Origin of the sequence: Pseudomonas sp. ANT_H4 (assembly GCF_008369295.1) — a bacterium.
GTDB lineage: Bacteria > Pseudomonadota > Gammaproteobacteria > Pseudomonadales > Pseudomonadaceae > Aquipseudomonas.
In genome coordinates this window covers 48,115-57,627 of the sequence record NZ_VOBG01000032.1, presented here as the reverse complement: position 1 = coordinate 57,627, position 9,513 = coordinate 48,115, and the positions used below count along the sequence as shown (strand labels likewise).

At 57.7% G+C, this 9,513-nt stretch carries 9 protein-coding genes and 3 pseudogenes; 3 read left to right on the top strand and 9 right to left on the bottom strand.

Annotated elements, in window-relative coordinates; genetic code table 11:
• Positions 1–568: 568 nt before the first annotated feature.
• Positions 569–859: an OprD family outer membrane porin gene (locus FQ182_RS26420; protein ID WP_149415203.1), complete on the bottom strand. Its 291-nt coding sequence runs from the start codon at positions 857–859 to the stop codon at positions 569–571.
• Positions 860–1,618: 759 nt separating this feature from the next.
• Between FQ182_RS26420 and FQ182_RS31075 the strand changes: the two are divergent.
• Positions 1,619–1,894 (top strand): annotated as a pseudogene (locus FQ182_RS31075) (methyl-accepting chemotaxis protein); the annotation flags it as partial.
• Between the two features lie 12 nt (positions 1,895–1,906).
• Positions 1,907–2,311 (top strand): CZB domain-containing protein, encoded by a 405-nt coding sequence (locus FQ182_RS31070; RefSeq protein ID WP_371923917.1) that lies wholly within the window; start codon positions 1,907–1,909, stop codon positions 2,309–2,311.
• A gap of 123 nt (positions 2,312–2,434) precedes the next feature.
• Here the strand turns inward: FQ182_RS31070 and FQ182_RS30570 are convergent.
• From FQ182_RS30570 to FQ182_RS26380, 5 genes and pseudogenes are all read right to left on the bottom strand, one after another.
• A pseudogene (locus tag FQ182_RS30570) lies at positions 2,435–2,523 on the bottom strand (LysR family transcriptional regulator); the annotation flags it as partial.
• An 870-nt stretch (positions 2,524–3,393) separates the two neighbouring features.
• Positions 3,394–3,879, bottom strand: coding sequence for a hypothetical protein (locus FQ182_RS26395; RefSeq protein WP_149415201.1), 486 nt, complete (start codon positions 3,877–3,879; stop codon positions 3,394–3,396).
• Positions 3,880–3,963: 84 nt separating this feature from the next.
• A complete protein-coding gene (locus FQ182_RS26390) occupies positions 3,964–4,425 on the bottom strand; it encodes a periplasmic heavy metal sensor (protein ID WP_149415200.1) in 462 nt (153 codons plus the stop codon).
• On the bottom strand, positions 4,422–4,850 hold the full coding sequence (locus tag FQ182_RS26385; RefSeq protein WP_149415199.1) for an anti-sigma factor: 429 nt from the start codon (positions 4,848–4,850) through the stop codon (positions 4,422–4,424). Before FQ182_RS26385 ends, FQ182_RS26390 begins: the two co-directional genes overlap by 4 nt.
• The gene (locus FQ182_RS26380; RefSeq protein ID WP_149415198.1) at positions 4,843–5,403 is read right to left on the bottom strand and encodes an RNA polymerase sigma factor; all 561 of its coding nucleotides are present in this window, start codon (positions 5,401–5,403) and stop codon (positions 4,843–4,845) included. Before FQ182_RS26380 ends, FQ182_RS26385 begins: the two co-directional genes overlap by 8 nt.
• Positions 5,404–5,649: 246 nt before the next feature.
• Between FQ182_RS26380 and FQ182_RS26375 the strand changes: the two are divergent.
• Positions 5,650–5,906, top strand: a pseudogene (locus FQ182_RS26375) (Tn3 family transposase); the annotation flags it as partial.
• A 389-nt stretch (positions 5,907–6,295) separates the two neighbouring features.
• Here the strand turns inward: FQ182_RS26375 and FQ182_RS30565 are convergent.
• From FQ182_RS30565 to FQ182_RS26360, 3 genes are all read right to left on the bottom strand, one after another.
• Positions 6,296–6,466, bottom strand: a complete 171-nt coding sequence (locus tag FQ182_RS30565) for a hypothetical protein (protein ID WP_256666402.1) — start codon at positions 6,464–6,466, stop codon at positions 6,296–6,298.
• A 207-nt stretch (positions 6,467–6,673) separates the two neighbouring features.
• Positions 6,674–8,695, bottom strand: coding sequence for a nitric oxide reductase activation protein NorD (locus tag FQ182_RS26365; protein ID WP_149415197.1), 2,022 nt, complete (start codon positions 8,693–8,695; stop codon positions 6,674–6,676).
• The gene (locus FQ182_RS26360; RefSeq protein ID WP_149415204.1) at positions 8,696–9,511 is read right to left on the bottom strand and encodes a CbbQ/NirQ/NorQ/GpvN family protein; all 816 of its coding nucleotides are present in this window, start codon (positions 9,509–9,511) and stop codon (positions 8,696–8,698) included.
• Positions 9,512–9,513 lie beyond the last annotated feature (2 nt).

Below are 9,513 nucleotides of genomic sequence, written 5' to 3'. Positions count from 1 at the left end.
CAATTATATCCATCGATAACACCCCAGATTCTCCGGCCGAAAGACCGGATGGTTGCACACCCCGGGGTGGAAACTATTGGACGCTGTTTACCCCGGAAATCTGGAAAGTTTTGCACGCTGATTAACATCTCTAGCAGGCTGGCGATGCCCTCGAGCAGGGCTAGGTCCGAATCCTTGAGCCTGCCTTTAGCCGCAGCCCGGACGAGCTTCTCGATAACCGCTACAGCTCGCGGCGAGGCCTTGTCCTGTGCCGGGCAGGTCCAGGCCTCGCTATCAATCTTGAGCGAGAGTCGAGCAGGGCAGTGACCTGTGAAGAACTCCGGCCCGATGTTGACTGGGCCTAGAGTTTGAAAAGCGTTACGCAATGAGCTTGCAAGGTGCCTAGAGAATCCGGGGCGATTCAGTCGTCAATCTCCCAGTCGTCGTTCTTTGTGTAGCTCGAAGTTCTGTAACCGGGAGTACCCAGGACGTTCGCCCTATCGCCACGTGTCCTGAACCAGCGCAAATCGGTTTTCAGCGATCGCCCACTATCAAATTTCAGGGTAGGCACGGCACCGAGGAAATAGCATCACCATAATGGTGACGGCTCCTCGGTACTTAGATGATAGACATGGCAATCCCTTACATCAAACGTTGTGCTTGCTCTTTGAGACCGACTGCATAAATGCCAAATGGCATCCGTCCCCAGGCCAATGGTGCCTGCGGTGAAGCCAGACTGTACGTTGAGTACGAACGCCTGCCACCATTCATCTGCGGTGGGCTTATGCGTATCACGGATGTCGCTGTTGTAATAAAAGTTTCTGAAGTTGAGAGTTGATTTGCTGTCCTCGATGAAAACGACGCCATTCGCAGTTCCCAATAAAGAATCGAGCGCAACCGTACCCTAAGCAAAAAACCATAGTTGCTTTTTAATTAACGGACTGTTGCACTTGCTCCTTGAGACCGTCTGCCCTGTTGCGTCCTGCAAAAATAGAGTTTGTTGATCGCGGTCAAAAAGAATATTGATCTTTATCGGTATGATCATCTGTCTTAAATAAGAGCTGAGCAACAGAAAATTATTGTCGCTAGCGAAGTCCTGACTCGACAACTCTACGGAAAGGTAATCAACGGATTGTCACCTTTAATCGAAAAGAAGTTAAATGACGGTCCGGCGTCGAAATTCAAGAAGCTATGTCTTATTCTGCAGTCGATGTGCTGCGAATAATAATGGGTGTTCTATTAAAATCTGGAAAGGGTGTTAAAAATGCGTCCATTTTGGCGAAAAAATTTACACAAAACAGATCCGGTCACGGAAGGTCCAATAATAACCTTTCTAACGCCTGTTACGATCGATCCCTCTCTCACCGAAACGCGCGCGGAAGACTTGCGGCAGCGAGACTTCTATCGAGGACTGTCTGAAAATCTTTTGACATGTGGTAACTCTTTATCACACGTGAGTGAGTCTTTCTCCACGCTTAACCAACAACTCGAACTCAATCATCAGCGTGCCGAAAACGTAGCGTGTGCAGCGGTCAGTAATCGTGGACAGATCAAAGAGTTGCAGGATCAATCTCACGTTCTGGAAATGGGGGTGGAGGCGCTCGAAAACGTGATAAATCATTTAGTCAGTCGTGCTGGCGAAATTGATCGTATCGTCGATCTGATTAGAGATATCGCACGTCAAACCAACCTTCTGGCACTCAACGCGGCGATCGAAGCAGCCCGGGCCGGTGAATCGGGAAGAGGTTTTGCCGTCGTGGCAAATGAGGTCCGTAATCTGGCGGAAAGGACGGCTCAAGCTACCCAGGAGATAGTCAACGAAACATCGGCTATCCAAAAAGAAGTCGGCATCGCCAAAGACGCTATTTCCAGACAAAGTAAGGCATCGGAAATATTCACCTCGGTCATTGATCATACCGCACAGGCAATGACAAGCATGTTCGAAGAAGCTCAAACTATGCAGCTTGAAATTGATCGGTCGCATGTCCTTTCAAAAATAGAACTTGCCAATATGGAAGAGCTTACTATAAAAGTTGCAGTCTATGATCGGCTGATCAATCCTCGCCAAGAACCCCTGGTCCTGCCTGATGAAACCGAATGCTTATTTGGCCAGTGGTACTATGAGCAAAAAAATTCCAAGACTCCCCATGATGCAGCGTTACGCCGCTTGGAAATACCCCACAAACTCGTACATAGCAGTGGTTTGGCGGCGATTGTTGCTCATGCCAAAGGTGATCTGAAGAATACGCTTAAGCATGTGAGTGCAATGGAAGCGGCAAACCTGACTGTTATGCAAACAGTTAAAAGCATCAGGCAAATATTACCTCACTGATTTGACTTTCAGTCAATCTGTTAATTTAGTGGGACTATCCAGAATAATAAGCTGAAAGCGATCATTCAGGATTGTCAGGTTGCCAGAGACCGTTTATTACTGGTAGACGCGTGTGCCGAGTTCATCGGAGTAACGACCCAGTAAAAGCCGAGCCACAAAGCAGCCACACCACTTGAGCTGGCCAAGTTCAACTCCTGCTCTCCGGTATGGGTATCCGGTGCAGGACGAGGATCTGGCTCGGCTGTCGCCGCTGATCTACGAGCACATCATATGCTGGGGCGATACTCCTTCGCGATACCGGAAGAGGTCACCCGAGGTGAGCTGAGATCGCTGCGTAATCCAGACGAAGATCTGTGATATCTCTCTGGTGAAGGGTCGTCTCCAAGACCTTCGAGCTTAAGTGTACTTTCAGTTCCATACTTCTCAAACCCCTTGTCCGCCTCAAGGCGATAAGCCCTGAGCTGTTCGTCGCTCCAAGCCACAGTCGTCGCTTTACTCCTAAGTTATACGACAGAAGCGTCGCTGCTGAATTTGCTGCCTATGAGATGTCGCATAAATCTGTCGCACGTCATAAATTACCTGTGACAATAAATGCGACAGGTGCTTCATGGAAAACGAAGCTCAGCAGATTGGATACGTTTGGGTTTCGACGCAAGGTCAGGATCTGGAGCAGCAACGAATTGCCCTAGGGCAAAGGAAGTGACTGAGATGGACCTGTTCCGATCAGCGAGCGCTTCGGCAGCCGTCGCGACGTGGTCGGCACTCAGGTCGACGTGGTGCCGACCAGACGGTGGCGATGATTCGTTGTGATCGCTTACGGGTTCAGCCGAAGGGGCGGCCAGCGCGTCTGTATCGCTATCGGCTGGGCTGCGAACCGGGTGGTGAGCGGATCGCCCGGGCGGGTGGTCGATACGATGCTGCAACGCCAGCTGGAAGCCTATCTGCAGCCAGCCACTGCCAGCCTGCTGGCCAACCGTAGTGGCGACCGCGAAAAAGGTGCGCTCGTCATGCCTCTGGCGACCGAGTCGGTCACCTCTGCGAGCGCGCCAGCTCAGCCGGACAAGAGGTGTCCTGGCAGCCTGTCAATGCTTGATCGGGGTAAAAGTGTCGTCGGCAAAATAGCTGGTGTAGTCGCCTAATGCGCCCACTATGGTGATTGCACCGTCACGCTGTGTGGCCCGAGTGTCTGCCATGGCATCGGCGCCGGCTAGCAGCCGGCTGATGATCAGGTGCAACTGCGCATCGGCTTCGGCGCCCAGCTTGCAGTTCTCGACCATGTAGGCGACCTGGCTTCGGACCTCTTCAGCGAGCTGGTCATACTGCACCGCAGACAGGCGGTTCTCGTGGATCGAGGGCAGGGCCTGGCGCATGCTCTCGTTTACCTTGCCCATCGCCTTGCGAAGCGGCGCATCGGTGTTCCAGCGGGTGCCCTCGTCGAGTTGCAGCGCCGTCGCGCCGTCGGCATGGCCGTGATCGTGATCTGTAGCGGCGAGGCCGATGCCGGCATAGCCCAGCGTGCCGCTGCCGAGGATGAAGGCGAGAGCGAAGGCTTTGGGTTTGCTGATCATCTGAGTAACTCCTGGTGGTTGGAGCAGCAAAGGGCGGCCCCTATCGTTTAACGATGGCTGTCCGGATTTGTTCCATCGATTTCGTCATTGGCGATGCAACTGCTCGATGGTGCCGGCGCCGATGGGCTGCATCAACAACAGAGCCAGTTTCTCGCGTTGCTGTGGTTCGAGGATTTCCCGCTCCAGCAGCAGTTGCTCGATGAGCAGGCGTTGTTGTTCGTTCTGCAGTTCGGCGATCCTCAGTTGTTCGGCATTGATCGCCGCGCGGTCTAGCTGTTCGGCGAAGATTGCCTCGATCAGTCGGTTGCGGTGCTCGCCGATGGCTGAGTTGGAATCATGCAGGAACGCCAGGAAAGGCGCCTCGGCATCGTGCCAGCGCTGCAGCTGACTGGTGCTCAGTTGCAGGTGGCGCGACAGCTCGGTGGGTGCGCCGGAGGGCATCGGCAGTCCGTCGTGCTGCAGCTTCTGCCAGCCCGCCGTGACAATGATGCCAAGGTTGACGAGCAGGGACAGGACCAGGGCATTGCGCAGGGTCGATTGGGTCATTTCAGATTTACCTTCAGGTAGCAGAGTTCGGGACGTGCGCACAGCGCGCCGGGCGGAGCGCTGCCGAGCACGGCAAGCATGGAGGCGGCGGCAGGGCGGGCTTGCGGCGGTTCTTGGAGGGCGCTGCCGATAAGCAGCCCGAGCATGATCGACGCGGCAGCGCTGGCTATCTGCATCCAGCGTCGTTGCCAGCGCGTGCGGCCTGGTGCGGGTGCGAATTGCGCGTGCAGGCGTTCGCTCAATTTGTCTGGCAACGCTGCGCAGGGCAGCGCCTGCAGACTGCGACTGAGTGCGCCCAGTTCCGCCAGGGTTGCGCTGCATTGTTCGCAGACGGGTAGGTGATTGGCAGCGCGAGTGTGCTCGTCGGGTGCCAGTTCGTTATCGAGGTAGGCGGATAACGTCGCCAAATCCAAATGTTCAGTCATCGGTGTGGCCTCCGTGAGCCTGGCGATAGGCGCGCAGCAGCGCTCCGCGAGCCCTAGCTAGGCGCGATTTGACAGTACCGGTGTTGATCTGCAGCGTGGCAGCCAACTCGTCATAGGACAGCCCCTCGACCTCTCGTAGCAGGAGGATCTCCCGCTGCTCTTGGGGTAGGCCGGCCAGCAGCCGCTCCAGCAGCATGAGGCGGCGCCCGCTTTCCAGTTGCTTCAGCGGCGACGGCGCGGGGTCGACCAGCTCTGCATGGTCCTCTAGCGGGTCTTCGGCATGCCGTCGTCGCTTGCGCAGCGTGTCCAGCGCGGCATTGCGCGCGATCTGCAGTAGCCATGTCTGGAAGCGGGCCTCGGGACGCCACCTCGGTAAGGCCTGAAATGCCCTGATGAAGGTTTCTTGGGTAAGGTCTGCAGCCTCGTCGGAGCAGCCGAGCAGGCGACGGATGAAGTGGAAAACGCGCGCCTGATGGCTACCTACCAGGGCGGCGAAGGCCTGCCGATTGCCGGTTACCGCGCGCTGGATGAGGTCGTCTTCGCTTTCGTTCATTAAGAGGAGCCCGCAGCATTTGGAAAAAAACGTACGCTAAGCTCAGTTGTCATCTATCCAGATGGGGGCAAAAGACAAGCGTGGCTTAAGTGCACATTCTATCCGTTGCTCCCACCCCATGAGTCGCCGATCTGTGGCTGATTAGCCGCGCCAACAAAACCGACGGTGCGCGCGTTCGTGACAATCGCCCGTAAAGACACAATGGCGTATCGGCAACCTTGATTTGAACTGCAACTTCAATCGTGCCAGCAGCGCTACCGGGCCAGCGGTCTCAACCTGGTGACGGCCGCCATCGTGCTGTGGAACACGGTGTACCTGGAGCGCGCGACATAAGGGTTGGGCGAGACCGGCAGCCGGTGGACAGCGAGCTGCTGCAACACCTGTCGCCGCGGGGATGGGAGCACATCAACCTGACCGGCGATTACGTCTGGCGGCAGTTGATGGGTATCAGCGGGTGGCCTCTCAGAGGGGCGTTAGCCAGGCGCGTAATTGCATTGACTTGACCATCCATTCGCATTGCCACTGACTGGTCAATTGCATTCGTGCTGACCAACTGTTGCATTCGACTTGACCGGCACACGCGGTAGTGACGATCGGCAGAGAACGCCCCATCCTTTCGATCGTGTTTTCGGTGCTCAACGTAGCCCCGAATTTTCTCAGACCGTAAGGCTTTTGTAACACGTTCGCGGCCTCATCTAACTGTGCGCAAATGACTCATGCGGCCTTCCTGAAGCCACTCAACAGCTTTATGTTTCCTGACACCGCGTGGTAATTGAAGTAACCACTCACCCCCGAGTGAGCCACTGCCCTTGAGCCCGGAGGGGTTCATGACACCGGCGCTTCAGCTCATCCCGAATAGCCAGCAGCGTCGCACGCATTCGATTCTTGACCGTCAGGCGCAGTATTTGGAACCCACCAACTGCTGAGTCTGCCATTGCGTCCTGAAGCCCACCACGCTGTCATCCGCGTAGCGAACAACGATCACATCGCCACGGGCATGTTGCTCGCGCCACTGCCTTGTCCACAGAACCAGCACGGAGTGAAGATAGATATTCGCCAGCAATGGCGATAGAGCACCGGCAACAATAGAGCAAACTCTCGGATGAAATGGGGGCTGCGCATTGCCTTGGAAAGTTTTGCTCCGAGGTATGCGGGATGCCCCGACGTCGAGATTGTTCTCGTCATTGAAGTCATCGCCCCACTGGCGGGAAACTCAGTAATGAGCCGAAAACCGCGTGCCGCGAAAAAGTCTTGGCGGGGCGGCTCTAGTTCACGCTGATACCAGTCGTCTGATCCAGTCCAGCAGCACACTGGGCAGCAACTCTGGTCTGTGCAGCAAGGCATATTGCCGCGAGCCGAATACCGCCGGCAGGTAATTCGCCGCCTGGCGGTCGATGGTCAAACAGAACGGATAGATGCCTTGGAGCTTGGCTTCGGTCACGGCCTGACGCATGTCTTCGACACCATAGCGGCCTTCGTACTGGTCAACATCGTTCGGCTTGCCGTCGGAGAGCAGTAACAAAAGACGGTGCGTGGCGGCTTCGCGCATCAGCAATGTGCTGGCGTGGCGCAGGGCGGCGCCGGCCCGGGTATAGCGTTCCGGCTCGAGGGCGGCAATGCGCCGACCGACTTCATCGCTGTAGCGCTCATCGAATGCTTTCAGGGTGCGGATTGTGACCCGCTGCGGCCCTTCGCCGGAAAACGCCAGCACGCTATAGGGCTCGCCCAGGCTCTCCAGCGCCAGACAGACCAGCAGCAATGCCTCGCGCTCGACATCAATGACCCGGCGATGGTTGGACAGCCAGCTGTCAGTGGAGCCGCTGACGTCGATCAGCAACATGATCGCCATGTCGCGTCGGCCACGACGCTGGGTTTGATACAGCGCCTGCGGCATGCTCAGGCCGGCGCGGGCCTCGGCGCAACCGTCGATATACGCCTCCAGATCGATATCGTCGCCCTCCCATTGTTTGCGCAGCCTGACACGCTGCGCCCGCAGGCATTCGAATTGCCGGCGGATGGCATCGAGCACCGGGCGGTGAGTCTCGAGGGTTCGATCGACCCACTGCTGCGGGCCATCCTGGGCGGGACACAGTTGCAGGGTGGTACCCGGATCATGGTAGATCTGGCGGCGGTAATCCCACTCGGGGTAGCTGATTGCGTTGCGGGGAATGTCCTGTGCAGCGCGCTGGACCCGGGTCTGTGGCGGGTCGTCAGACAGCAACACTTCTTTCGGTCGGCCTGCCGTGACCACCAGTCGGGCTTCGTTGAGTTCGGACAATGACTCGGCGAAATCAGCCGCCGGGGTATCAGTATCCCGGTCGGTCGGGCGTTGCATGCCCATAGGGTCTTCGGCTTTTTCCAGCGGTTCGGCGGGTTGCACCATCCACATGCCTTGTTCCCGCTCGTCGTCCTCGTCGGCACAGGCCTTGCGCGCAGTGGGCTGACGTGTGAGGCGGGCACTGCGTGGCAGGGCGTCTTCGTTGTCGATTTCACCGGGCAGGGGCGACACCTTCTGGCCCGCCGGTGGCTCGCGCAGGTCGCCGGTCCAGGCATCGAGAAACAGCAGATGAGCGCCGAGCCCGTGAGACGCTTCGGCGCACTGGAGACGTTGCGCGAGGGTTTCTGATAGTTGCAGCGAGTCGGCCGTTTCGGTGGGGATCGCCAGCCCTTCCAGAGGCGCGCCAACTTCGCTGCTCAGCAGTAACCGAAGGAAGGTTTCCAGGGGTTGTCGCTGTTTGGAAAAGGCGTGAAGCGGTGGACGGGTCGCCAGGGCATGTTGGCGCAAGCCACGAATTGATGGCGCCAACCCCGGTAACAGGCGTATCAGATCCGCATCAGCCGCCCAGGCTTCGAGGAGCCGATAGACGCTACGCTGCATTGGGTTGTCGAGGGCTGACAGGGCGTTGGCACTGCCTCGTCGGGCGCGCATAGCCTGTTGCAAGGCCAGCGTTCTATAACGTTCCAGCGTCAGCGGACTTTCGCCGCTGCCCAGGTGCGCCGGCAGCCATAAGGACACGCCGTCGGTCGCCGGGATGGCGCTTTGCCCACACGGTTTTTCGTTACGTAGCAAAAGCTTTTTCAGTAGCGTGGGCGGCGAGGGTGGTTGCGCAACGCGCAGCGAATAATGGGTGTTAAACACCGCCTTGATCAGCAGATCGAGGTGTTGTGCAACATCCCCAAGGGTGACGATTTTTGCAGTGTCCGAAGGGGCCAGGTGACGACGCCACAACGCCTGTGCATACACTGTCGCGTGGCGTGCGACATCGGTGATGACGTCCTCGGCTTCGGCCATCTAGATAAACGACAGGTCGACGAGGTCGCGCATGGCAGCGACCAGCACCGCGTCATCGGATAGCGGCGAGATCAGCGCAACCCGGCAGGCGATGGGCGCAGCAATGCCGCTGGTAATCAGTCGCGCAGTGGCAATCAGCAGACGGGTACTGGGGACTTCCGCCAGGCCTCGATCCTGCAAGGCGCGTAGCCGCTGGGCGAGGGTGACCAGGGCGTGGGCGGTGGCGTAGTCGGTTCCACCTTCATGGATAACGATGGCCATTTCGCGCTCGGCCGGCGGGAAGTCAAAATCCAGCGCCACAAAGCGCTGTCGGGTACTCGGCTTCAAGTCCTTGAGAATCCGTTGGTAGCCGGGGTTGTAGGACACCACCAATTGAAAGTGTGGCGAGGCTTCGACGATCTCGCCGATTTTGTCCAGGGGCAGAATGCGTCGGTGGTCGGTCAGCGGGTGCAAGACGACAATGGTGTCTTGCCGCGCTTCGACCACCTCGTCCAGATAACAGATCGCGCCTTCGCGCACGGCTCGGGTCAGCGGGCCTTCCGTCCAGTGGGTGCCTTGGTGACCGATCAGGAAACGCCCGACCAGGTCGCTGGCACTCAAGTCGTCATGGCAGGAAATAGTGATCAGCGGGCGCTTCAGACGCCAAGCCATGTGTTCGACAAAACGGGTCTTGCCACACCCGGTGGGTCCTTTGAGCATGACTGCCAGTTGCTGTGCATGGCATTGCTCGAAGATCGCCACCTCGGCGCCGCTGGGCTGGTAATAGGGTTCAGCTTGCAGCAGCGCGGATTCTGCGGCCGACAGGTTCTGCTGCATTC